The 23865-nt window shown below is 64.6% G+C and carries 17 protein-coding genes and 1 tRNA gene; 12 read left to right on the top strand and 6 right to left on the bottom strand.

All coding sequences use genetic code 11. From position 1 onward, the window contains the following. Positions 1–180: 180 nt before the first annotated feature. From gltB to pyk, 3 genes are all read left to right on the top strand, one after another. Complete coding sequence (gene gltB, locus ACFVHU_RS02865) at positions 181–4800, top strand: glutamate synthase large subunit (protein WP_388022346.1); 4620 nt, start codon at positions 181–183, stop codon at positions 4798–4800. Further along, positions 4793–6262 (top strand): glutamate synthase subunit beta, encoded by a 1470-nt coding sequence (locus ACFVHU_RS02860; protein WP_105656705.1) that lies wholly within the window; start codon positions 4793–4795, stop codon positions 6260–6262. The genes gltB and ACFVHU_RS02860 overlap by 8 nt, the downstream gene beginning before the upstream one ends. Before the next feature lie 86 nt (positions 6263–6348). Beyond that, a complete protein-coding gene (pyk, locus tag ACFVHU_RS02855; protein ID WP_133834232.1) occupies positions 6349–7860 on the top strand; it encodes a pyruvate kinase in 1512 nt (503 codons plus the stop codon). 182 nt (positions 7861–8042) lie between these two features. On the opposite strand, the gene ACFVHU_RS02850 is transcribed toward pyk, so the two are convergent. Beyond that, positions 8043–8127, bottom strand: a tRNA-Leu gene (locus tag ACFVHU_RS02850). Positions 8128–8316: 189 nt separating this feature from the next. Between ACFVHU_RS02850 and ACFVHU_RS02845 the strand changes: the two genes are divergently transcribed. The 4 genes from ACFVHU_RS02845 (at position 8317) to ACFVHU_RS02830 (ending at position 11342) form a co-directional block, all read left to right on the top strand. Continuing rightward, the gene (locus ACFVHU_RS02845; RefSeq protein WP_105656703.1) at positions 8317–8934 is read left to right on the top strand and encodes an ANTAR domain-containing response regulator; all 618 of its coding nucleotides are present in this window, start codon (positions 8317–8319) and stop codon (positions 8932–8934) included. A 290-nt stretch (positions 8935–9224) separates the two neighbouring features. Further along, complete coding sequence (locus tag ACFVHU_RS02840) at positions 9225–10457, top strand: inorganic phosphate transporter (RefSeq protein ID WP_105656702.1); 1233 nt, start codon at positions 9225–9227, stop codon at positions 10455–10457. Further along, the gene (locus tag ACFVHU_RS02835) at positions 10454–10702 is read left to right on the top strand and encodes a hypothetical protein (RefSeq protein WP_105656701.1); all 249 of its coding nucleotides are present in this window, start codon (positions 10454–10456) and stop codon (positions 10700–10702) included. The genes ACFVHU_RS02840 and ACFVHU_RS02835 overlap by 4 nt, the downstream gene beginning before the upstream one ends. Positions 10703–10796: 94 nt before the next feature. Continuing rightward, complete coding sequence (locus ACFVHU_RS02830; RefSeq protein WP_105656700.1) at positions 10797–11342, top strand: dihydrofolate reductase family protein; 546 nt, start codon at positions 10797–10799, stop codon at positions 11340–11342. 84 nt (positions 11343–11426) lie between these two features. Here the strand turns inward: ACFVHU_RS02830 and ACFVHU_RS02825 are convergent, their stop codons facing one another. Next, the gene (locus ACFVHU_RS02825; protein WP_105656699.1) at positions 11427–11912 is read right to left on the bottom strand and encodes a hotdog fold thioesterase; all 486 of its coding nucleotides are present in this window, start codon (positions 11910–11912) and stop codon (positions 11427–11429) included. Between the two features lie 85 nt (positions 11913–11997). Between ACFVHU_RS02825 and polA the strand changes: the two genes are divergently transcribed. Beyond that, complete coding sequence (gene polA, locus ACFVHU_RS02820; protein ID WP_388022960.1) at positions 11998–14610, top strand: DNA polymerase I; 2613 nt, start codon at positions 11998–12000, stop codon at positions 14608–14610. A gap of 93 nt (positions 14611–14703) precedes the next feature. On the opposite strand, the gene ACFVHU_RS02815 is transcribed toward polA, so the two are convergent. Then, on the bottom strand, positions 14704–14925 hold the full coding sequence (locus ACFVHU_RS02815) for a hypothetical protein (protein ID WP_286134100.1): 222 nt from the start codon (positions 14923–14925) through the stop codon (positions 14704–14706). Here ACFVHU_RS02815 and ACFVHU_RS02810 point away from each other — a divergent pair. The 4 genes from ACFVHU_RS02810 (at position 14912) to ACFVHU_RS02795 (ending at position 20229) form a co-directional block, all read left to right on the top strand. Further along, entirely contained in the window at positions 14912–15595 is a 684-nt protein-coding gene (locus ACFVHU_RS02810) for a polysaccharide deacetylase family protein (RefSeq protein ID WP_388022341.1), read from the top strand. The two genes, ACFVHU_RS02815 and ACFVHU_RS02810, sit on opposite strands and share 14 nt — an antisense overlap. 69 nt (positions 15596–15664) lie before the next feature. After that, complete coding sequence (locus ACFVHU_RS02805) at positions 15665–16978, top strand: GNAT family N-acetyltransferase (RefSeq protein ID WP_166650792.1); 1314 nt, start codon at positions 15665–15667, stop codon at positions 16976–16978. 218 nt (positions 16979–17196) lie between these two features. Beyond that, on the top strand, positions 17197–18672 hold the full coding sequence (gene rpsA / locus ACFVHU_RS02800; protein WP_013349277.1) for a 30S ribosomal protein S1: 1476 nt from the start codon (positions 17197–17199) through the stop codon (positions 18670–18672). Between the two features lie 246 nt (positions 18673–18918). Continuing rightward, a complete protein-coding gene (locus tag ACFVHU_RS02795) occupies positions 18919–20229 on the top strand; it encodes a hypothetical protein (RefSeq protein ID WP_388022338.1) in 1311 nt (436 codons plus the stop codon). Between the two features lie 28 nt (positions 20230–20257). Here the strand turns inward: ACFVHU_RS02795 and ACFVHU_RS02790 are convergent, their stop codons facing one another. The 3 genes from ACFVHU_RS02790 to ACFVHU_RS02780 all read right to left on the bottom strand — a co-directional run bounded on the left by ACFVHU_RS02790 (position 20258) and on the right by ACFVHU_RS02780 (position 23852). Further along, the gene (locus ACFVHU_RS02790) at positions 20258–21934 is read right to left on the bottom strand and encodes an HNH endonuclease signature motif containing protein (protein WP_388022335.1); all 1677 of its coding nucleotides are present in this window, start codon (positions 21932–21934) and stop codon (positions 20258–20260) included. A 62-nt stretch (positions 21935–21996) separates the two neighbouring features. Further along, the gene (locus ACFVHU_RS02785) at positions 21997–23181 is read right to left on the bottom strand and encodes a class I SAM-dependent methyltransferase (RefSeq protein WP_388022332.1); all 1185 of its coding nucleotides are present in this window, start codon (positions 23179–23181) and stop codon (positions 21997–21999) included. After that, positions 23178–23852: a YigZ family protein gene (locus ACFVHU_RS02780; RefSeq protein WP_105656693.1), complete on the bottom strand. Its 675-nt coding sequence runs from the start codon at positions 23850–23852 to the stop codon at positions 23178–23180. Before ACFVHU_RS02780 ends, ACFVHU_RS02785 begins: the two co-directional genes overlap by 4 nt. Positions 23853–23865 lie beyond the last annotated feature (13 nt).

The raw sequence follows: 23865 nt of genomic DNA, 5'->3' as shown, positions 1-23865 counted from the left end.
ACAACGAGGTGGGAAATGTTCGTCCCCGAAACCTCGATGCGCAAGCAGACCCCGCTTAGCACTGTCGAAAAGTTTCAGCTAGATGAAACATCCAGGCGGCCGGAAGCCCTTGCCAAGAATAAGCCCTTTACCGGGGGCTGCCGCGCGCCTATCCTGCATGAACCACAGAAAGGCACGCTCATGAGCATGACCGGAGTCCAGATGAACGCCTCGCCAGGTTTTGGCGAGGAGGTCCCCTCGCCCTACACCCGTTTTTCCGCGCTGCCTGGCGCGCAGGGTCTGTATGACCCAGCGGCCGAAAAGGATGCCTGCGGCCTGGCGATGATCGCGTCCCTGAAGAACGATGCCAGCCACGAGATCGTCGCCCACGCGCTGACCGCCCTGCGCCGGCTTGAGCACCGCGGCGCCATCGGGGCCGATGAAGGCACCGGCGACGGCGCCGGCATCCTGCTGCATCTGCCCGACGCCTTCCTGCGCAGCGTCACCGCATTCGATCTTCCCGCCGCCGGCTCCTACGCCGTGGGCATGGGCTTCCTCCCGGCCGACGCCGGCGAACGTGCCTTCGCCCAGGAAGAACTGGAAACCATGGCCGCCGAGGAGAACCTGGCGGTGCTCGGCTGGCGCGAGGTACCGGTTGATTCCGACGTGCTCGGCGCCTCGGCCCGCAAGGTGATGCCGTACATCGCCCAGATCTTCATCGGCGCCCACGCTGGCGCCCCGGCCGCCACCCGCCGCGAGCTGGACGCCGCCGCCTGGCGCATCCGCCGCCGCGCGCACAACAAGATGGGCGTGTACTTCGCCTCGTTCTCCTCGCAGTCCATCGTCTACAAGGGCATGGTCTCCACCGCGCAGCTCGAGCCGTTCTACCCGGACCTGTCCGACGCCCGCTTCACCAGCCGCTGCGCGATCGTGCACTCGCGCTTCTCCACCAACACCTTCCCGTCGTGGCCGCTGGCCCAGCCTTTCCGCACCATCGCGCACAACGGCGAGATCAACACCGTCAAGGGCAACCGCAACTGGATGCGCGCCCGCCAGTCGACCCTGGAATCCGAGCTGCTCGGCGAGGTGCCCGAAGAACTGTTCCCGATCTGCACCGCCGGCGCCTCGGACTCGGCCTCCTTCGACGAGGTCGCCGAAATGCTCATGCTCTCGGGCCGCAACGTGACCGAGACCATCATGATGATGATCCCGCAGCCGTGGGAAAACGACGATCAGATGGACGCGGACCTGCGCGCCTTCTACCAGTACCAGTCCATGCTCATCGAGCCGTGGGATGGCCCCGCCGCCGTCTGCTTCACCGATGGCGCGATGGCCGGCGCGGTGCTGGACCGCAATGGCCTGCGCCCAGCCCGCTGGTGGGTCACCGACGACGGCCTGGTGGTCCTGGCCAGCGAGGTCGGCGTGATCGACGTCGACGAAGAGCACATCGTGAAGAAGGGCCGTGTCGCCCCGGGCAAGATGTTCGCCGTGGACCTGGACGCCCAGCGTATTGTCGAGGACGCCGAGATTAAGGCCGAAGTGGCCGCCGCCAAGCCATGGCGCGAATGGGTTTCGCAGAACCTGAAGACGCTGGCCGACTTCCCGGACCTGGAGCACGTGCGCCACAACTCCGCCTCCGTGGCCCTGCGCCAGCTGACCTTCGGCTACACCACCGAGGAGCTGCGCGTGCTGCTCGCTCCCATGGCCGCCACCGGTGCCGAACCGCTGGCCGCCATGGGCACCGACACCCCGATTGCCGCCCTGGCTGACCGGGCGCGCCTGCTGTTCGACTACTTCACCCAGTCCTTCGCCCAGGTCACCAACCCGCCGCTGGATGCAATCCGCGAAGAGCTGGTCACCTCGATGGGCACCGCGATCGGCCCCGACGGCAACCTGCTGTCCCTGGACCGTGTCCCGCAAACCCAGATCGCGCTGGACTACCCGGTGCTGACCAACGACCAGCTGGCCAAGATCGTGCACCTGCGCGACGAATCCGGGTCCAAGTACTCGCTGAAGGTGCGCGGCCTGTACCGCCCGGCCGGCGGCGAATCCGAGCTGCGCGCCCGCCTGCAGGAAATCTGCGAGAAGGTTTCCGCCGCGGTGAACCGCGGGGTGCGCTACATCGTGCTCTCGGACCGCGATTCCTCCGCGGCCTGGGCGCCGATCCCGTCGCTGCTGCTGACCTCCGCGGTGCACCACCACCTGCTCAAGAGCTCCAACCGCACCCGCGTTTCGCTGATCATCGAGTCCGGCGACGCCCGCGAAGTGCACCACATCGCCCTGCTCATCGGCTACGGCGCCAGCGCCATCAACCCCTACCTCGCCCTGGAATCGGTCGAGCAGATGGCCGAGAACGGCGAGCTGCCCGGAGTTGACGGGCACCAGGCCAGCAGCAACCTGATCAAGGCGCTGGGCAAGGGAGTGCTGAAGATCATGTCCAAGATGGGCATCTCCACGGTCTCCAGCTACTGCGGCGCGCAGACCTTCGAGGCCGTGGGCCTGTCCCAGCGCGTGGTCGACCAGTACTTCACCGGCACCGCCACCAAGCTCTCGGGCATCGAGCTGGATGTGGTGGCCGCCGAGGCCGCCGCCCGCCATGCCCGCGCCTACCCGGAGATCGACGGCGGCGCCCAGCCGCTGGAACTGGAAACCGGGGGAGAGTACCAGTGGCGCCGCGAAGGCCCGCCGCACCTGTTCAACCCGGAAACCGTCTTCCGCCTGCAGCACTCCACCCGCACCCGCCGCTACGACGTGTTCAAGGAGTACACCAAGGCCGTCGACGACCAGGCCGCACAGCTCAAGACCCTGCGCGGGCTGCTGAAGTTCAAGACCGAGGGGATCACCCCGATCGCCATCGACGAGGTGGAGCCGGTCAGCTCCATCGTGAAGCGCTTCGCCACCGGCGCGATGAGCTACGGCTCGATTTCGGCCGAGGCCCACGAAACCCTGGCCATCGCGATGAACCAGCTGGGCGCGAAGTCCAACACCGGCGAAGGCGGCGAGGATCCGGAGCGGCTGCTCGATCCGGTGCGCCGCAGCGCGGTCAAGCAGATAGCCTCGGGCCGCTTCGGGGTGACCAGCTTGTACCTGGCCAACGCCGATGACATCCAGATCAAGATGGCCCAGGGCGCCAAGCCCGGCGAAGGCGGCCAGCTGATGAGCGCCAAGCTCTACCCCTGGATCGCCAAGACTCGCCACTCCACCCCGGGTGTCGGGCTGATCTCCCCGCCGCCGCACCACGACATCTACTCGATCGAGGACCTGGCCCAGCTGATCCACGACGCGAAGTGCGCCAACCCTTCCGCCCGCGTGCACGTGAAGCTGGTCTCCGAGTCCGGCATCGGCACCGTCGCGGCCGGCGTGGCCAAGGCCAAGGCCGACGTCGTGCTGATTTCCGGGCACGATGGCGGCACCGGCGCCTCGCCGATGAATTCGCTGAAGCATGCCGGCACCCCGTGGGAAATCGGCTTGGCCGAAGCGCAGCAGACGCTGATCCTCAACGGGTTGCGCGACCGCGTCACCGTGCAGGTCGACGGCCAGCTGAAAACCGGGCGCGACGTGCTGATCGGCGCCCTGCTGGGTGCCGAGGAATTCGGCTTCGCCACCGCGCCGCTGGTGGTCTCGGGCTGCATCATGATGCGCGTGTGCCACCTGGACACCTGCCCGGTGGGCGTGGCCACGCAGAATCCTGCGCTGCGCGAACGCTTCACCGGCAAGGCCGAGTTCGTGGTGAACTTCTTCGAGTTCATCGCCCAGGAGGTGCGCGAGCTGCTCGCCTCGCTGGGGGCGCGCACCCTGGACGAGGTGATCGGCAAGGTCGAACTGCTCCAGGCCGATCCCGCCCAGTTCGCCGCGCACGACAAGGTCTCCGGGCTGGCGCTGGATGCGATCACCCACGTGCCGGATACCGAGCTGGCGGCGCGCCGCCGCCGCATCGGCCAGGACCACGGGCTGGACACGCACCTGGACCAGCAGCTGCTCGCCGCGGCCGGACCGGCGCTGGCTGACCGCCTGCCGGTCAGCATCGACGCGGCGATCGTGAATACCGACCGCTCCACCGGCACGCTGCTGGGCCACCATGTGACCAAGACCTTCGGGCTGCAGACCCTGGAGCGGGACACCATCAAGGTGAACCTCTCGGGCCGCGCCGGCCAGTCGCTGGGCGCCTTCCTTCCCGAGGGCATTACGCTCAAGCTCTCGGGCGACGCGAATGACTACGTCGGCAAGGGATTGTCCGGCGGCCGGATCGCGATCCACCCGCCGCACACCACCCTGTCCAAGCCCGAGGAGCAGGTCATCGCCGGCAACGTGGTCGGCTACGGCGCCACCAGCGGCGAACTGTTCATCAACGGCATGGTCGGCGAACGCTTCGCGGTGCGCAACTCCGGGGCCACAATTGTCACCGAAGGCATCGGCGAGCACGGCTGCGAGTACATGACCGGGGGACAGGTGCTGATCCTGGGGGCCACCGGCCGCAACTTCGGCGCCGGGTTCTCTGGCGGCGTGGCCTGGGTGCTGGACTTCGATGCAGCCAAGCTGAACCCGCTGGCTGCCGGGCAGTCGGACCTGCTGGTAGCGCCGATTACCGATGCCGAAGCCGAACGCATCCACGAGCTGCTCACCGAGCACATCGCATTGACCGCATCCCCGCTGGCCTCCCGCCTGCTGCTGGACTGGGAACGAACCCGCAGCCGGCTGACCAGCATCACCCCGCGCGACTTCGCCGCCGTGCAGCAGCTGCGCAGCGACGCAGTAGCCAACGGGCAGAACCCGGATTCGCCGCAGGTATGGAACAAGATTTTGGAGGTGACCCGTGGCTGATCCACGTGGATTCCTGAAGGTGACCGAACGTGTCACCCAGCCCAAGCGCCCGGTGCCGGTGCGCCTGATGGACTACAAGGAGGTCGTCGAGCGCCAGAAGTCCGGCATCCTGGAGGAGCAGGCCGGCCGTTGCATGGACTGCGGCGTCCCGTTCTGCCATTCGGGATGCCCGCTGGGCAACCTGATCCCGGAGTTCAACGACCTGGCCTACAGGGGCCGGATGGATGATGCGGCCGCCCGGCTGCTGAGCACCAACAATTTCCCGGAGCTCACCGGCAAGCTGTGCCCGGCCCCGTGCGAGTCCTCCTGCGTGCTGGGCATCAACCAGCCCGCGGTGACCATCAAGCAGGTCGAAGCCGAACTCGCTGGCCACCTGATGGACGCCGGCGACTTCGTGCCGCAGCCGCCTGCCCGCCACACCGAGCACCGCGTGGCGATCGTCGGTTCGGGGCCGGCCGGATTGGCCGCCGCCCAGCAGCTGACCCGTGCCGGGCACACCGTGGCCGTCTACGAGCGCGACGAAGCCATCGGCGGCCTGCTGCGTTTCGGCATCCCGGACTTCAAGCTGGAGAAGCAGGTCATCGACCTGCGCCTGGCCCAGATGGAAGCCGAAGGAACGATCTTCCGCACCGGCATCGAGATCGGCAAGGACATCTCCTGGAAGCAGCTGCGCCGAGACTACGACGCGGTCATCGTGGCCACCGGTGCCACGGTGCCGCGCGAGCTGCCGGTGCCGGGCAACAAGCTCGAGGGCGTGCACCATGCCATGGAGTTCCTCACCGAGAGCAACCGCGTGGTCGCCGGCCAGCTCGATGCCCCGCGCATCGATGCGGCGGGCAAGCACGTGATCGTGCTGGGCGGCGGAGACACCGGCTCGGACTGCATCGGCACCGCCCTGCGCCAGGGCGCGGCGAGCGTCACGACGCTAGCCATCGGCCAGCAGCCGGGCACCGAGCGCCGCGAAGACCAGCCGTGGCCGATGATGCCGGTGCTTTTCGAGGTGCAGACCTCCCATGAGGAAGGCGGCGAGCGGACCTACCTGGCTTCGACCGTGAACTTCATCTCCGGCGAGGGAACTGAGCAAAACAAGGTGATCGGTGTTACAGTTGCAGAGACAGAATTTGTTGCTGGCAAGCGCCTCCCGAAGCCTGGAACCGAACGCGTAATCAAAGCGGATCTGGTTCTGCTTGCCCTCGGGTTCACCGGTCCGGAAGTTTCCGGATTGGACGAACAGGTCAGTATCGAATTCGACAACCGGGGCAACGTCGCCCGAGATGGCTACTACATGACGAACACCGAATCGGTATTCGTCGCCGGAGACGCCGGTCGGGGACAGTCGCTGATCGTGTGGGCTATCGCCGAAGGACGCGCTTGCGCGGCCGCGGTCGACAAGTTCCTCATGGGTTCGACTACCCTTCCTGCACCGGTTGCTCCAACCGATAGGGCCATCAGCATCATTTGAGTGACATAGGCTTGAATGCGGCGCACCCGGATGCCGGGTGGGCCGCATTTTGCCTATGTGAACATGAAAGGCATTTGGCTGACGGAATGAGACGCGCAAAGATTGTGGCAACCTGGGGCCCGGCCCTGGCAAGTTATGAAAATACTGTAGCGGTACTGAAGGCGGGCGTAGACGTAGCCCGCCTGAACATGAGCCATGGAGACCACTCCATGCACGCACAATCCCTGGCGAATGTGCGCAATGCGGCCGCGGAGATCGGCCGCGCGGTTGGCATCTTCGCCGACCTGCAGGGTCCGAAGATCCGCCTTGGCCGCTTCAAGGACAACGCCAAGTACATCCTCGAGGCTGGTGAGGAATTCACCATCACCATCGAGGACATCGAAGGTACCCGCAACCTGTGCTCCACCACCTTCAAGGGCCTTCCCACCGATGTCCAGCCGGGCGATTTCCTGCTGATCAACGATGGCAAGGTCAAGCTCAAGGCGCTGGCAGTTGACCAGACCTCGGTGCGTTCCGAGGTTGTCGTCGGAGGCGAGGTGTCCAATAACAAGGGCATCAACCTGCCAGGCGTCGCGGTGAACGTTCCCGCATTGAGCGAAAAGGACGAGGACGACCTGCGCTGGGCACTGCGTGCCGGCATCGACATGGTCGCACTGTCCTTCGTGCGCAACGCCGAGGACATCGAGCGCGTGCACGAGATCATGGACGAAGAAGGCCGACGCGTGCCGGTGATCGCCAAGATCGAGAAGCCGCAGGCCGTGGCCGCGCTGGAAGAAATCATCAATGCCTTCGACGCCATCATGGTCGCCCGCGGCGACTTGGGCGTGGAGCTGCCGCTGGAAGAAGTTCCGGTCGTGCAGAAGCGTGCCGTGGAGCTGGCACGCCGCTGGGCCAAGCCGGTCATCGTCGCCACCCAGGTGCTCGAATCGATGATCGAATCGCCGACCCCGACCCGCGCCGAGGCTTCGGACTGCGCCAATGCGGTGCTCGACGGCGCCGACGCGGTCATGCTCTCGGGGGAGACCTCCGTGGGCGCGTACCCGGTGGAAACCGTGGAGACCATGTCGCGCATCATCTCCTCGACCGAGCAGCACGGCCTGGATCGCATTCCCCGCTTGGGCTCCCAGCCGAAGACCCGCGGCGGCGCGATCACCCGTGCCGCGGTGGAGATCGCCGATCAGCTCGACGCGAAGTACATCGTCGCCTTCACCCAGTCCGGCGACTCGGCACGGCGCCTCTCGCGCCTGCGCCCGAAGAAGCCGGTCCTGGCTTTCACCCCGCTGCAGCAGACCTACAACATCATGACCCTGATGTGGGGTGTGCAGGCACGCCTGGTGGCCTACGCCGACCACACTGACAAGATGACCGCCCAGGTGGACGAGGCGCTGCTCTCCGAAGGCCTGGCGGAGCTCAACGACATCGTGTGCATCGCCGCCGGGTCCCCTCCGGGACAGGCAGGGTCCACCAACTCGCTGCGCGTGCACAAGGTCGGCGACCTCGCCGATGCCGGCCAGCTGGTCAATGGCAAGCCGATGCCTGCTCGCGAGAAGGTCGGTCCGTGGGCACCGGAAAACGTCTCCACGCCGAAAAACCTGTAGACGCTCTTTCGCGCACTAGCTGAGGCAAGAAAATCCGCCCTGCTCCAGAATTCTGGAGCAGGGCGGATTTTTTGCCTTGGCGCCCGCAAAGCGCGATTGTGAACTCGAGCACGTGCCCTGTGGTTGCGCGCGCAAAAAAAGGCCGTTGAACCGGACAATTTCCGATCCAACGGCCTTCATGCTGGTGCCCAAGGTGGGACTCGAACCCACACATCTTTCGATACCGCATTTTGAGTGCGGCGCGTCTACCGATTCCGCCACTTGGGCTGGCACTTTGACTACTTTACTAGAGGTTTTCCAGATTTCCTAATCAGGAACCTCGCGTCTTCGCCTCAACAAGAGTACATGCCAGTAGGCTTAGATGTGAAACCGAGGCAACGTGGCTTCGCTGAACTGAAACCATCTAGATACTGCCCATTCAGCGGGCAGGATTTCTGACCATGGAGGAAGGCGCCAATGAGCGAACTACCTGAAATCACCCGCATCCCATCCGAGGTGCAATCCACTCCGCGTCGAGTGGTCGTTGCCGAGGATGAAACCCTGATCCGCTTGGATATCGTCGAAATTCTCCGTTCCGAAGGGTACGACGTCGTCGCCGAAGCCGACAACGGCCAGACCGCCCTGGAGAAGGCGCGCGAATTGAAGCCCGATCTGGTGCTCATGGACGTGAAGATGCCGGTCATGGATGGCATCACCGCCGCCGAAGCCATCGTCAAGGAACGCATCGCCCCGGTCGTCTTGCTGACCGCCTTCAGCCAGAAGGAACTGGTGGAGCGTGCCCGCGAAGCCGGTGCCATGGCCTACGTGGTCAAGCCGTTCACCCCGGCAGACCTCACTCCGGCCATCGAAATCGCGATTTCCCGCAATGACGAGCTGCGCGCGCTGGAGGAAGAAGTCAGCAACCTGGCCGAGCAGTTCGAAACCCGCAAGCTGGTTGATCGCGCCAAGTCGCTGCTCATCACCAAGATGGGCTTGACCGAGCCGGAAGCGTTCCGCTGGATCCAGAAGACCTCCATGGATCGCCGCCTGAGCATGCGCCAGGTTGCCGAGACGGTCGTCGACCAGGTCAAGTAGGGACCGCCAAGCACTGGATTGTGCGCCAAGCCACTTATGGTTTGGCGCACATTTTTTATGCCTGCGATGCGCCGATACCGCGCTTGGAGGCTAGTTAACCCTCTGGTAACCAGTTGTTCATCCGAGTTTTCCCCGGATGGGGTTGAAGTTCCGGATTGACGTACTGCGCCGTACGCCTAAGATGGAAATTGCGCTTAGAACGAAGTCCTGCACGCCAATGCCTTTCGCAGGATCCTATTTCTGGCCCGTTCTCTTTTTCCTTGCCGTTCGACCCCTCAGGCTGGTATTCAATGGATTTGACGCTTATCGTCGTCCTGGTCATTGCCTTGGCGTTGTTTTTCGACTTCACCAATGGTTTCCATGACACGGCCAATGCGATGGCCACCCCAATCGCAACCGGAGCAATTTCCCCTAAGAAGGCAGTTGCCCTCGCCGCAATTCTGAACCTGGTTGGCGCATTCCTCTCCACCGAGGTAGCGAAGACCATTTCAGGTGGCATCATCAACGAAGACCCGACCTCGGGCGTGGCTATTGGGCCGGCGATGATTTTCGCCGGCCTGATGGGCGCCGTGATCTGGAACCTGTTCACCTGGTTGCTGGGACTGCCTTCGAGCTCCTCCCACGCATTGTTCGGCGGCCTGGTAGGCGCCGCGATCGTCGGTGCAGGCTTCGCCTCGGTGAACTACAGCGTGCTGCTCTCCAAGGTGCTGCTTCCGGCCCTGTGCGCGCCGGTGATCGCCGGCATCTCCGCGTACCTGTGCACCAAGCTGGCCTACGCGATCACCAAGCGCGAGAATGGAGCGGCGCCCAAGCGCGGCGGCTTCCGCTACGGGCAGATCTTCTCTTCCTCGCTGGTCGCGCTGTCCCACGGCACTAACGATGCGCAGAAGACCATGGGCATCATCACCCTGACCCTGGTGGCTTCTGGCCTGCAGGATTCCGACTCCGGCGTGCAGTTCTGGGTTGTTGCCACCTGTGCCTTCGCCATCGCGCTGGGTACCTACACCGGCGGCTGGCGCATCATCGCCACCATGGGTTCGGGCCTGACCGACGTGAAGCCCGCGCAGGGCTTCGCAGCCGAGATGTCCACCGCTTCGGCGATCCTGACCTCCTCGCACCTGGGCTTCGCGCTGTCCACCACCCAGGTAGCCTCCGGCTCCGTGATCGGTTCGGGCATGGGCCGCAAGGGCGGCGAAGTCCGCTGGGGCACCGCAGGACGCATCGCGTTGGGCTGGCTGTTCACCCTGCCAGCAGCCGCGGCCGTTGGCGGCGTGGCCGCAGCGATCACCCACCTGGGCACCATCGGCATCGTGATCGTCGCGATCGCCGGCACCGGCGCCATGCTGACCATCTGGTTCCTCTCGCGCAAGCAGCCGCATGACCACGAGTCGAACATTTCCGACATCGATAACTCGGGCGCAGCGGTGAACATCCTGACCAAGAAGGAACGCCGTGCCAAGGCCAAGGCGGAAGCCAAGCTGGCCAAGGCTGCCGCAGCGCAGAAGGAAGCCGATAATTCATGATTGACTGGACAGCCTTTCTCATCGTCGCCGCCATCACCTGGTTTTCCGCGATGGCGATCGTGGCGGCCTACTCCTTCGGCGTCCGCCTGCTGGCAGTTGCCAAGGACGAGGGCCGCAACCAGAGCCTGAGCAATGCCGGAGCCTACGCTTGCTTCGCGATTTGCGGCCTGATCGTCCTCTTCGGCGTGGTGCTGATCGTGCCGCAGCTGAGCGAAGCGATCCTGGGCTTCTCCTCGAGCCACTAGGAACTGCTCGCGGCTGCGGGTGGATCCGACACGATTTTCGGGTCCCTCGACAACTTGATATTGCCTTCGATGGAGGCACCCCTAGACTGGAGCCATGACTAGCTTCAAGTACTACGTGGGTGCCTCCATCGATGGTTTTATCGCCGATCGCAGCGGAAGCGTCCAATGGTTCATCCCCTATGCCACGCAGCCGGGAGTGAAAAAGCATTTCGACGAGTTCTTCGGGAGCGTCGGCGCCGTAGTGATCGGTGGCAAGACCTACGAGAACATCGTCCGTGATGCTGCCGAGGGAACCGTGCCGTGGGTGTTCGGCGAGAAGCCGGTGTGGGTCTTCACACACCATGAACTGCCGACACTGCCCGGAGCGGACCTGACCTTCATCCGCGGCGAGGTGGGCTTCTGGAGCCGGGACATCGCCCAGAGCGCAGGGGCCGGGGACGTGTGGGTGGTTGGCGGTGCCGACCTGGCTGGAGCGTTCGTCGAAGCCGATGCGCTCGATGAGCTGCTTCTGGTCACCGTTCCGGAGGTGCTGGGCGACGGGGCCAATATCTTTGGCCGCGGGATCAGCACGCAGCTCTCGGCCCTGGGGATCACCGAGCTCGGCGCGGATATCTTCCTCTCGCGCTACGCGATCGGCTAAACGGCCAAGGGGACCAGCCGGCCAGGGCCAGCGCTCCGGAAAAGCCGGATCCGCCGCGCTTGGCGCGAACGGCGCCTGCGGGGATCAGTTTTCGACCGGCAGCAGCATATTGGTGATGCGAGCGGTCGCGACACGCTGGCCCTGCTCATTGCTGATCACGATCTCATGGCAGGTGCTGCTGCGGCCCAGATGCACCGGCGTGCATACCCCGGTGACCAGCCCGGTGCGCCCGGCCTTGTGGTGGGTGATGTTCAAATCCACGCCGACCGGGTTGGCCCGGCCGGCACCGTGCAGCGCAGCGGCCATCGAACCGAGGGTTTCGGCAAGTGCCGCCGAAGCGCCGCCATGCAGGATGCCGTAGACCTGGGTGTTGCCCGCCACCGGCATGGTGGCGGCAACGCGCTGGGGTTCGAACCCGGTGAAGATGATTTCCAGTTTCTCCACGAGTTCGCCCACGCCATTGTGCAGCAGGTAGGGCCACATGGATTCGGGAATGCCGTGGCGGGCCAGCTGCGCGGCAAACGGATGTGCCGAAGATTGCGTGGTTCGAGAAGTGAAATTGTCGCTCATGGCAACTAGGCTTTCAGGTGTGAGCGAAACTACCAAACCGACTGCCTCGTCGGACAAGAGACTGCTGATTATTGACGGACACTCCATGGCCTTCCGCGCGTTCTATGCGCTGCCTGCAGAGAACTTCGCAACAAGCACCGGCCAGCACACCAATGCCGTGCACGGATTCGTATCGATGCTGCTGACGATGATCCGCCAGCAAAAGCCCACCCACGTTGCGGTGGCCTTCGACTTGGACACCCCGACTTTCCGCTCGCTGGAGTACACCGAGTACAAGGGCGGACGCAATAAGACGCCCGAAGAGTTCTACGGGCAGATCGATCTGATCCAGGAAGTCATGAAGGCGATGAACATCCCTTCGATCACCCTGGAGAGCTTCGAAGCCGATGACATCCTGGCCACGCTGGCCACCCAGGGCGAAGAAGCCGGTTTCAACGTGCTGGTGGTGTCCGGCGACCGCGACGCCTTCCAGCTGATCACCGACAAGACCCTGGTGCTGTACCCGAAGAAGGGCATCAGCGATATCCCGCCGATGGATGCCGCAGCGGTGGAAGCCAAGTACTTCGTGCGTCCCGAGCGCTACTCGGATTTGGCGGCTCTGGTCGGCGAAACCGCGGATAACTTGCCCGGTGTGCCAGGCGTGGGGCCGAAGACCGCCGCCAAATGGATCAACCTCTACGGGGACCTGGCTGGCATCCTGGAGAATGTGGAGAACATCAAGGGCAAGGTCGGCGAGTCGCTGCGCGAGCACGTGGACAACGTGACCCGCAACCGCCGGTTGAACCAGCTCAAGCACGACCTGGAACTCCCGGTCACGCTCGATCAGATGGAACTCGAAGCCCCGAACCGCGAAGAGATCGAGAACCTGTTCGACGCGCTGGAATTCAACACCCTGCGCAAGCGCCTGTTCGACCTGTTTGCAGCCCAGGAAGAGGAAGCGGCACCCGAAGTTGCCGAATTCTCCCGGGTGCTCGGCGCCGATGCCGACGCACTGGGCGGATTCATCGGGGCCGGGAAGGGCGCGCCGATCGCAATCCAGCCTGCTGCGGTTGACGGCGAAGCCGTGGGTCTGGCCCTTTTCCGCGGGTCGGAAGCCCTCTGGCTGGAACTGGCCGAACTCGATGAAGCCACCGAAGGCGTGCTTGCGCAGTTCCTGGCCGATGAGAACGCGCCGAAGCTCTTCCACGATGCCAAGGCCGCCATGCACCTGCTCATCGAGCGCGGGCTTCGGATCGCCGGCATCAAGGACGACACCTTGATCAGCGCCTACCTGATCCAGCCCGATCGCCGCAGCCACGACCTGGTGGACGTGGTGCAGTACCACCTGAAGTACGCCGTGCCGGTGCATCAGGCCAAGAGGGGCGAACTGGATCTGGGGCTCACTTCGGATCTTGCCGAGCCAACGTTGGCCCAGGCGCAGGCCATCCACGACCTCTCCGCCTACCTGGCTACCAAGCTGGCCGAGAAGCACGCGGACAAACTGGCTGCCGAGATGGAGCTGCCGCTGATTCCGGTGCTCTTCGAGATGGAACGCGCCGGCGTGGCAGTGGACGTGGATCGCCTGAACGAACTGCGTGCCCACTTCACCGAGCAGGTGGACCAGGCCACCAACGACGCGTTCGCCGCGATCGGCCACGAAGTCAACCTCTCCAGCCCGAAGCAGCTGCAGGTGGTGTTGTTCGAAGAGCTGGATCTGCCGCGCACCAAGAAGATCAAGACCGGTTTCACCACCGATGCCGAGTCGCTGCAGGATCTGCTGGTCAAGACCGGGCACCCGTTCCTGGTCGCGCTGATGGCCTACCGCGACGCGATCAAGCTGCGCCAGACCGTGGACGGCCTGCTCAAGGCCACCCACGATGATGGCCGGATCCACACCACCTATGCGCAGACCGTGGCCGCGACCGGGCGCCTCTCCAGCCTGAACCCGAACCTGCAGAACATCCCGGTGCGTTCGGAAGAGGGACGTCGCATCCGCGACGTCTTCATGGTCGGGGCCGGCTACCAGAGCCTGCTGACAGTGGACTACTCGCAGATCGAAATGCGCATCATGGCGCACCTGTCCGAAGACGAGGGGCTGATCGAGGCCTACCAGAACGGCGAGGACCTGCACCGCTATGTCGGTTCGCGCGTGTTCAACGTCGAGCCGGACGAGGTCACCTCGGAGATGCGCTCGAAGGTCAAGGCGATGAGCTACGGCCTGGCCTATGGGCTGAGCAGCTTCGGGCTGTCCAAGCAGCTGAAGATCGGCGTGGATGAGGCCCGCAAGCTGATGAAGGACTACTTCGACCGCTTCGGTGCCGTGCGCACCTACCTGCGTTCGGTCGTCGACCAGGCCCGCAAGGATGGCTACACCGAAACCATTTTCGGACGCCGCCGCTACCTGCCGGAGCTGAACAGCTCGGATCGCCGGCTGCGCGACATCGCCGAGCGTGCCGCGTTGAACGCCCCGATCCAGGGTTCGGCCGCCGACCTGGTGAAGGTGGCCATGCTGCGCATCGATGAGGGACTGCGCGCTGGGCAGTACAAGTCCCGGATGCTGCTGCAGGTCCATGACGAACTCATCCTGGAGATCGCCGAGGGGGAGCTGGAAGCAGTGCAGGAGCTGGTGACCCGCGAAATGGGACAGGCCGCAGATCTGCTGGTGCCGCTGGATGTCCAGCCGGGCATCGGCCGGACCTGGCACGACGCCGCGCACTAGGGGCAGCAATCGAAAGGGGCAGGGGCACCGCGGGTGTTCCTGCCCCTTTCGGCAGGATCGAATGGGCTTGGGGAAAGAGACGAACTTGGAGCACTACTCGCGCCGTTGGGCGCTGAAAACCGGAAGCCTGGGGCTGGGGGCGCTGGCCGCCGCGGTGGTCTCCGGTTGCAGTACCGGCGGACCGGCGGAACGAGCCGGGTCCGCGTCGGCCTCGGCAATGGCGAGTCCTTCGCCCACCGCCACTGCTTCGCCCCGGCCTACCGCCAGCCTCCAGACGGTGTATCCGAGCCGGAGCCAGGTCATGGAAAAGTTCAAGAATGTTCCTGCAGGGCAGTTCGGGCTGGAAGTCCCGGGCATCGAGCTGGGCCTGCCCAAGGGCAATGCCGCCGCGGCGTTGACCTTCGATGCCTGCGGGGGACCCCGGGGCTCGGGAGTGGATGGGGCCCTGCTGGACGCCTTGCGTGCCATGCAGGTGCCCGCGACCCTCTTCGTGAACGAACGCTGGGCACGCGCCAATGCGCGGCTGATGGACGAGCTGGTAAGCGACGAGCTGTTCGAGATCGCCAACCACGGAACCAGCCACGCCCCGCTGGCCACTTCCGGGCAGGCAGCCTACGGCATCGGGGGCACGGAGTCGATCGGCCAGGCCTACGACGAGGTGATGGGTAACCAGCGGTATCTTGCCGACCAATTCGGCATCACCGCGAAATTCTTCCGCTCCGGCACCGCCCATATGGACGAAGCCGGCGCGGCAATGTGCCGGGACCTGGGCGTGGTGCCGATGAACTTCACCGTCAACCTGGACGCCGGGGCGACCTTTGGCGCGCAAGCCGTGGCCGCCCAGGTCCGCCAGCTGGCCGCCGGGGACGTCGGCATCGGGCACTTCAACCAGCCCGCCTCGGGTACTGCCAAGGGCGTGGCGCTCGGGCTGGGGCAGGTGCTGGATTCCGGCCTGCGGTTCACCACGCTCTCCGCTGCCTGGTGAATGCACCCCTTGCGCCGGCCGGACAGGCGCATAGACTGTGATCAGCCGATTTCCTCGCCAAGGAGCACGATGAGACCAGAGACCCCGCCGCAGCTGGAAACCCGGACCTGCCAGGCTGCGATCCGCAGTCCGGAACTCGACGAATCGATCAAGCTGTTCCATCAGGCCACCGGGATCGGCTTCTACGAGCAGCTGCCCGAAGAGCCCAATTGGACGCACTACCTGGACCTGACTTATGCGCAGAAAATGCGCTTCTCCCTGGTGTTCGATCAGCAGGCCGAACCGCACTCGCGCCATGCAACCTACCCGGTGCACACCTATGGAGCATTCCCCGGGCTGCTGAATGCCGGCGGCGAGGCGCCGGTGGCAACGCACAAGATCTCCGCGGTCACCGTCGCGCCGAGCTATCGGCGCCGCGGCATCCTGTCCAGGCAAATCACCGCCGACCTGGCCTATGCCCAGCAGGCGGGTTTCCCTATTGCGGCTTTGACCGCGTCGGAAGCGACGATCTACGGGCGGTACGGCTTCGAGCCAGCTACCTACCAAAGCCGATTCACGCTCAAGTGCGCCCACGGGGTGAAGTTGCGCGTGCAGGTACCCGGCCGGGTGGTGGACGCCGATCCGCAGCATTTCGGGCCCGGTTATGCCGCGCTGGCCGTGCGCGCGCTCGAGCAGACGTTCGGATCCGTGGACAGCACCGAGTTCGACAATGGCTTTGCCCTGGGCCGCTGGGACACCTGGGAGACCCTGGAGAAGCCGAAGAACCTGCGTTTTGCCGCCTACTACGATGACGCTGGCCAGCTCGGCGGATTCGCCACCTACAAGTTCGGCGGCTGGGACGAGCCCAAGGCGAAGCTGGTGGTGCACAAGTTGGTGGCCACCAGCGACGCCGCGCGCATCAAGCTCTTCGAGTACCTGGGCAACCATGATCTGGTCGAAGAAGTGCATGGCCAAGGCCCGGTGGCCGATCCACTGCGCCAGGTGCTGGAGAACGTGCGGGACTACCACGTGCGTTCCATTGACGATGTGCTGTGGCTGCGCGTGCTCGATGTTGTTGCCGCCTTCCAAGCGCGCGGCTACCAGCGCGATGCCCGGCTGCTATTGAGCGTGAGCGACCGGCTGGAGCTGATCTCCGGAACCTACCTCTTCGAGGTGTCCGATTCCCGCGCCACGGTGAGCCGGATCGAGGACGGGCAGGCCGACTCCGGGCTGCCGCGCGTGGCGCTTTCGGAGCGGGAGCTGGCTGGACTGTACCTGGGCACCGTGCAGCTGGACCAATTGCTGGATTCGGGACGCGCCGAACTGGTCGGCGGGGGAGCTGCGGGGGACTGGGTTCACTTGTTCAGCGTGGCTCGCGAGGGTTTCACGCCGCACGGTTTCTAGTGGGACGGGTCGCATTATCCGGTTGATATGACGAAGTTCACAAAATGCTGGCGAGGATGTTAGCGGGTTACGCTTTGACCCGCGGTGTGCTAGGCGCGTAGACTTGAACAGCGTGCCATGGCTTCGTCATGTCCGCATTCATGTTCTACCCCCTTCGAAATTCCGGGACTTCCGGGGTTTCGACTGATCAAATCTATCCACATCGGAGTCCCTACTACATGACCATCACCTCGAACGAGAACAACAGCGCACCAGTCGTCGCAATCAACGACATTGGATCTGCTGAGGACTTCTTGGCCGCAGTCGACGCCACCATCAAGTACTTCAACGATGGTGACCTCGTCGAAGGCACCGTCGTCAAGGTTGACCACGACGAAGTTCTGCTCGACATCGGTTACAAGACCGAAGGTGTCATCCCTTCCCGCGAGCTTTCCATCAAGCACGACGTTGACCCAGGTGAAGTTGTCACCGTTGGCGACAGCGTCGAAGCCTTGGTCCTGACCAAGGAAGACAAGGAAGGCCGCCTGATCCTGTCCAAGAAGCGTGCGCAGTACGAGCGCGCTTGGGGCGACATCGAAAAGATCAAGGAAGAGGACGGCGTCGTTACCGGTACCGTCATCGAGGTTGTCAAGGGTGGCCTCATCCTGGACATCGGCCTGCGTGGCTTCCTGCCAGCATCGCTCGTCGAGATGCGCCGTGTGCGCGACCTGGCTCCATACATCGGCCAGGAAATCGAAGCCAAGATCATCGAGCTGGACAAGAACCGCAACAACGTTGTGCTTTCCCGCCGTGCATGGCTCGAGCAGACCCAGTCCGAGGTTCGCTCGACCTTCCTCAACAAGCTGGAAAAGGGCCAGGTTCGTCCGGGCGTTGTTTCCTCCATCGTCAACTTCGGTGCATTCGTGGACCTGGGCGGCGTAGACGGCCTGGTACACGTTTCCGAGCTGTCCTGGAAGCACATCGACCACCCATCCGAGGTTGTCGAGGTTGGCCAGGAAGTAACCGTAGAGGTTCTGGAAGTCGATCTGGACCGCGAGCGCGTTTCCCTGTCGCTGAAGGCTACCCAGGAAGATCCTTGGCAGACCTTCGCCCGCACCCACGCACTGGGTCAGGTTGTACCGGGCAAGGTTACCAAGCTGGTTCCATTCGGTGCGTTCGTACGCGTCGAAGACGGCATCGAAGGCCTGGTTCACATCTCCGAGCTTGCAGTTCGCCACGTTGAACTGGCTGAGCAGGTTGTCTCCGTTGGCGACGAACTGTTCGTCAAGGTCATCGACATCGACCTGGAGCGCCGCCGCATCTCGCTGTCGCTCAAGCAGGCTAACGAAGGTGTTGACCCAGAGGGCACCGAGTTCGACCCAGCACTCTACGGCATGGCTGCAGAGTACGACGAGGCCGGCAACTACAAGTACCCAGAGGGCTTCGACCCAGAGTCGAACGAATGGCTCGAGGGCTTCGACACCCAGCGCGCTGCATGGGAAGCACAGTACGCTGCTGCCCAGGAGCGTTGGGAAGCACACAAGAAGCAGGTTGTTGCCGCTATCGCTGCCGACGCAGAAGCAGAGCCTGCTGCTGCCGGTGGTTCCGAGCCAGCTCCAGCTTCGTACTCCTCGGAGGCACCAGCCACCGATGCAGGCACCCTGGCTTCGGACGAAGCACTGGCTGCACTGCGCGAGAAGCTGACCGGCAACTAATTCCGGCTTCTGCCTCGTGCAGAGATCGTGATTAGCTTTAGCTGATTCACGAAGGTCCAACCCTGCAAGGGTTGGACCTTCGTTGTTTAACTGGTTTTTTGCTTGCCGGCATGGCTGGCACGTCATTATTTCTGCTGACATCCGCCGGACAGGAATAGCTCCGAAGAAGCACTGCTCTTAATACTTGCTGAGGTTAGACTAAAAGTGCACCGATCAGGTGGACTCACTAACGGCAGGTAGTAGCACATGGCAACGACAGGAAATTCGCCGGCAGACTATGCGGCAGGCGCAACTGCCGGACAGCAGATCCCGGTGCGCCAGGTCAGCCACGAGGAGTGGGAGACTGTACCGCGCACTATTCCCAATTTCTGGGTTGCCGCAGCGACCTGGCTTCCGCTGGTTGCACTGGTGGTCCTCGTCCGTTCGGATCTTCTGCATTCCCCGTACCTGGACAAGGGCATCATGGACATCCTCTCCTTCTCCATGGTCGCTACCGTCCTGGCCATGATCTTTGGCGGCGGACGGCAATCACCCTGGATGGGCTTGGGCGTAGCCGCCGGAATCTATTTCCTGCTGGCTCCTGCCGGGGACCTGCAAAGGATCCTGATGCTGGCGCTGGGCTATTTCCTGCTGCTCGCACTGTCCGTAGGTCTCATGGACGCACGGTTCCGACGCCTGCTGAGAACCTGGAAGCGTGAAGCCTCAGGAGGCATCGCCTTGGCGCCGGGGCAAAAGAGCGATTTTGGAATCACCAAGCAAATGTCGCCCATGGTATGGAAGCTTGCGGTAGGAGCACTGATCTACCCGCTGCTCCGGCTGGGCTGGGAACTGGTCAGCACGGAAGTTCATTCGCTGCATGACTTGGATGAAGGCTACCGCCTTGACGTGTATGCCGCGGCCGTCCTGCTGGGCATCAGCCTGCTGCTGAGCATGCTGCGCTGGATGCGCTTGAAATCGATGGGACTTTTCGCACTCGAAGTTCCAGCGGACCACCGAATTGGTCCAACGTCATTGCGGGCCTATGGCAACGCGATCCTCATCGAAACGGAAGAAACCGGGGCCTGCCTGTGCCGCAACGACGACAAGAACGGATCCAAGCAGAAATTTGAGGATCCGCGATTCATTTTCTGCTCAGAGGTGTGCCCGGTGCACGGGGTGCATGCGGTCAACCAGCGCTCGGCCGAAGAGTTCCTGGGCATCGCCTCCCAGCCCTGGGTCTATGGGGAGAACCTGAATGGGAAACTGCTAGAGGCAACCGGCCAGCGCTTGGTCATTGCAGGGCTCAGCGGCTGGGGCTCACGCCCGGTCGCGGTGCGCGCTTCATGGCTCTACGGTGGAGGGAAGCAGGCCAGCGCCTACTACGTCCCGGCATCGGCACGCGAGCCTCTGGCCAGAAACAAGCGCCGCCTGGCGGTTCTGACCCCTGCCGGTGATTCGGTTACGGCTGATACTTTCGAGAATAATGAGCGGGGCGAGATCGATCGGATCGACCTTCGTCCATTGGGGATCAACGCCCAAGCCGTCCGCGTGCACGGTGGACGCCCTTTCTTGATCTAGCCGGATGGCGCCGGCGCATTGCCGCGAACTAGGCGGCCTTGGCCATGTGGTAGCTGTTGCGCACCGGGGTCTGGGTGGGATCGACGAAGCTGGGCAGGATGACCTTGGGTACGCCATCGTCGGCAATGACCTTGATCAACCCGGCATGAACGTCATGATGATGCGTGTCGCAGAGCATCGCGCTCCAGTAGACCGCAGTGACACCGCCCTCGGACCAGAACCAGATGTGGTGGATGTTGCAGCGTTCGGGATCCATGGTGCACCCGGGAACTATGCAGCCGCGATCGCGCACCGCAACACCCAGGCGCATGTAGTTCGGATGCTTGCGCTGGCTGCGCCCGATATCAAGCAGCTCGCCCCTGCCGCCGAGCACCATCGGGATGATGCGTGCCCTGGACAGGGTCTGGCGCAGGTCAGTTGCATCGAGCTTGAAACCGTGCTGGGTGATGCCATGGGTTCTCGCGCGGCCTTCCAACTCGTCCAAGGTCAGCATGACCACGACCTGCGGGGTGATGGTGGGGACATCCACGGTGCCTGCATCATTCCCATCGGCGCCCTTGGGGGTCCCGCCATTGCGCGCGGCATCCAGCAGCTCCTGGAGCCGCTTCGTGTTGATCTCCAGCAGATTCATCAGGCCGTTGAGGCGGCGTGCCGCGGGAGAAAGCGGTGGGGAAACAGGATCTTCGCTGGCGGCAGCTTCCTCATCGGTCAAGAAATCCGGATGGCCTCCGGCGTCGGCCTGGTAGGAAGTGCCAGGGGCAGCATCCTGCTCTGTACGTTGTCCCGGAGACTGGGCAAAAGCCTCCCGTGCGGCTTGGCCGGAACCGGAGCGGGGATTGTCGCTTTGCGAAATGCCCGATTCGAAGAGTTCTGCGCGCGTAGGGCGCAGGGCGAGGTCGTAGTGGACCAGGCCGCCGCGTTCGCCCCGCCGGTACAGGCCTTCCTGGGCTTCGGGCCGCTTCTTGCCCAAGCGTTCCTTCTGGGATTTCAGGAAGCTGTTGACCAATTGCCTGCGGGTGCCGGGGTCGGGCTCGTCCAATTGCTGGTTGACGATGGATTCAAGCAGCTCGCCATCTTCGGTGAGCGCCGAGGCGGTGGCCGGTGCGGCGTATTCGTCGCGTTGGGGTTCCAGAGCGCCCAGGCGCCGGGCCGCGCTGAGCACTTCGGCTGGCGGCTGGCGCAGATCGGCGAAGCGCCGCGCCAGCAGCGGGAACTGTGCCTGGTGCCGCTGATGCTGGTAGTCGTATTGCGCAAAGACGTGGCTGGCGGACTGGATGCGGCGCTTGGCCTCGAAATGGTCGGTGCGCAGCCAAGATGCCAGCAGTGCCGCAGGGCCGGTGAAGCTGGGCCGCATTCCGGTGCGCTGGGCAGGGACGGAGAAATCGGTGGTGCCCTGGCGGGCCGCGGCGAGTTCAACCTGGGCCAGGGTGTGCGCCGCGGTGTCATCGACCAGATGGGCTGCGTAGATCTGGGTGCGAAGGGCCTGGTGGGCCGAAGCTTCAGCCGCGGTGGCCAGGGCCAAGGCGTAGCGCGGATCGTGCAGGTAGTGGGGTTCGGGGCCGGTGGCTGGATCGGGGCAGAGCAGGGTCTGGTGCAGGACGGGGATGAACGCGGCGACGGCCAGGGCGTCGTCCACCGCGAGGGCCGGCGCGTCCTTGATCGCTTGGGCAAGCCCGGCTAGCGCCTGGCTGACAGTTCTGTTCATGGCCCCAGCATGCGCCAAGCGGTGCGCGGCGTGCCGGCCGGCAATACGGCCTGTGGAAAAGCCTAGTGCGCGCGGGTGGATGCAGTCACGGTGAAGGTCCTGTCGCGGGCCAGCTGTTCGGTGGGGCCAACGCGGCGGGCCAATTCGCTGCGGTAGCGCAGGTGCGAGTTGAACACGCACAGCAGGGTGCCTCCGGGAGCGAGCACGCGGGCGGCGTCGTCGATCAGCTTGAACGCGATGTCGGCGGTGACGGTGTTGCCGATGTGGAAGGGCGGGTTCAGCGTGACCAGGGTGGCGCTGGCGTCGGGCAGGCGGCCCAGGGCGTCATCCTGCACGGCGGTGAGGCGACCGTCCAGGTTGTTGCGTTGAGCGGCGGCCAGGGTGGAGGCGACCGCGGAGGCCGAATGGTCCGAGGCGTCCACGCGCAGCTGCGGGTTTTCCAGTGCTGCGCAGATGCCGATCGCGCCGTTGCCGCAGGCCAGATCGACCAGCGTGGCGTGCCCGGAGAGGTCCGGAAGGTTTTCCAGCAGCAGCCGGGTGCCCGGATCCAGCCGGGCGGCACCGAAGGTCCCGGCACCGGCATGCAGCGTGAAGCTGGTGCCGCGCACCTGGTGGGTGGCAGTGGCCGGGAAGCTGCTGGCGGGCTGTTCGGCGCGCGGGGTGCTGGCGGTGAGCACCCGGGATTTCTGCCGGGCCAGCGAGACGTCGACGCGGGTGAAATGCTCCGCGAGCACCTCGTTCATGGAACGGCTCATGTGCTTGATGCGGCCCCCGGCGAAAAGCATTGCGCCGGGATCGGCGACGGCTGCTGCCGCGGCGGCCTGTTCGCCCAGCACGTCCAGTCCGCGAGGCAGGGCCAGCAGGATCGAACTGGCGCCCTGGGCAACCTGTTCCAGGGTGCAGAATTCGAGGTGTCCGGCCCGCTCGGGCATGAGCCGGGCGAGGTTGGCCTCGATGGCCCGGCGCGCGGTGAGCGAATCGGTGTGCACGCGCACGCTCGTGCTGCCTAGTGCCAGTGCGCCCAGGGCCAGCGCGCCGTAGTGGTCGCCGATGACCGCGATGGCATCCGGCCAGCGGTCCGAGGGTCCGGCCGCGGCGGCGCAGGTGTCCAGGATGAGCCGGTCGCAGGCGTCGGCGGCGTAGAGGTTGGCGGCTTCGACATCGGGCCAGCGGCGCAGGGCGGGCAGCAGGGCCTGGAGGCTGCTGACGGCAGCGGGCGTGCCTTCGGGATTGGCGGCGGAGTTCAAATCAGATCAACCCATTGCGTGTTGGCGGCGGCCAGTTCCCCGGCGCCGGAGGTGAGTGAGGCGATGCCGGTGCGCAGCTGCGCGGCGGCTTCGGGCGTGTCCGGGATGCCGATCTGCACGATTGCGGCATCGGCCTGCCAGAGGGTCGGTTCGACCTGGTAGCCGGCGGCGCGCAGCTCGTTCTCGTAGCGGGCCGCGTCGGCGTGGGCGGCGGCGAAGGTGAAGATCCGCATGCGCTGGCGCAGGTGCAGCTGCGCATTGTCCAGCCCGGAAGATACCGCCTCGGAATATGCGCGGACCAGTCCGCCGGCGCCAAGCTTGATCCCGCCGAAGTAGCGGACCACCACGGCCAGCACGTCCGAGAGCACGCTGCCGTCGGCGATTTCGCGCTTGGCCAGGGCATCGAGCATCGGGATGCCGGCGGTGCCCGAGGGCTCGCCGTCGTCGTTGGAGCGCTGGGCCATGCGATCGGGGCCCAGAATGAACGCGCTGCAGTGGTGGCGGGCATCGAAGTGGGTCTTGCGCAGGGCCGCGATCTGCGCGCGGGCGGCGGCCTCGGTTTCGACCCGGTAGAGGTAGGTGATGAATCGCGAACGCTTGATTTCCAGCTCGTGCACGCAATCGCTGGTCAAGGTCGTGTACCGTGTCGCGGCCGAGTCGTTGGTGTTCATCCCTCTTAGTTTA

Source organism: Glutamicibacter sp. NPDC127525 (assembly GCF_042672105.1).
Taxonomy (GTDB): domain Bacteria; phylum Actinomycetota; class Actinomycetes; order Actinomycetales; family Micrococcaceae; genus Glutamicibacter.
Note: the sequence above shows the minus strand (reverse complement) of the source record. Positions and strands in the feature narration are given on the sequence as shown.

Coding starts and splice junctions, on each gene's coding strand:
- gltB (WP_388022346.1), top strand. CDS start 181: ATGAGCATGACCGGAGTCCAGATGAACGCCTCGCCAGGTTTTGGCGAG.
- pyk (WP_133834232.1), top strand. CDS start 6,349: ATGAGACGCGCAAAGATTGTGGCAACCTGGGGCCCGGCCCTGGCAAGT.
- ACFVHU_RS02845 (WP_105656703.1), top strand. CDS start 8,317: ATGAGCGAACTACCTGAAATCACCCGCATCCCATCCGAGGTGCAATCC.
- ACFVHU_RS02840 (WP_105656702.1), top strand. CDS start 9,225: ATGGATTTGACGCTTATCGTCGTCCTGGTCATTGCCTTGGCGTTGTTT.
- ACFVHU_RS02835 (WP_105656701.1), top strand. CDS start 10,454: ATGATTGACTGGACAGCCTTTCTCATCGTCGCCGCCATCACCTGGTTT.
- ACFVHU_RS02830 (WP_105656700.1), top strand. CDS start 10,797: ATGACTAGCTTCAAGTACTACGTGGGTGCCTCCATCGATGGTTTTATC.
- ACFVHU_RS02825 (WP_105656699.1), bottom strand. CDS start 11,912: ATGAGCGACAATTTCACTTCTCGAACCACGCAATCTTCGGCACATCCG.
- polA (WP_388022960.1), top strand. CDS start 11,998: ATGGCCTTCCGCGCGTTCTATGCGCTGCCTGCAGAGAACTTCGCAACA.
- ACFVHU_RS02810 (WP_388022341.1), top strand. CDS start 14,912: ATGGAAAAGTTCAAGAATGTTCCTGCAGGGCAGTTCGGGCTGGAAGTC.
- ACFVHU_RS02805 (WP_166650792.1), top strand. CDS start 15,665: ATGAGACCAGAGACCCCGCCGCAGCTGGAAACCCGGACCTGCCAGGCT.
- rpsA (WP_013349277.1), top strand. CDS start 17,197: ATGACCATCACCTCGAACGAGAACAACAGCGCACCAGTCGTCGCAATC.
- ACFVHU_RS02795 (WP_388022338.1), top strand. CDS start 18,919: ATGGCAACGACAGGAAATTCGCCGGCAGACTATGCGGCAGGCGCAACT.
- ACFVHU_RS02790 (WP_388022335.1), bottom strand. CDS start 21,934: ATGAACAGAACTGTCAGCCAGGCGCTAGCCGGGCTTGCCCAAGCGATC.
- ACFVHU_RS02780 (WP_105656693.1), bottom strand. CDS start 23,852: ATGAACACCAACGACTCGGCCGCGACACGGTACACGACCTTGACCAGC.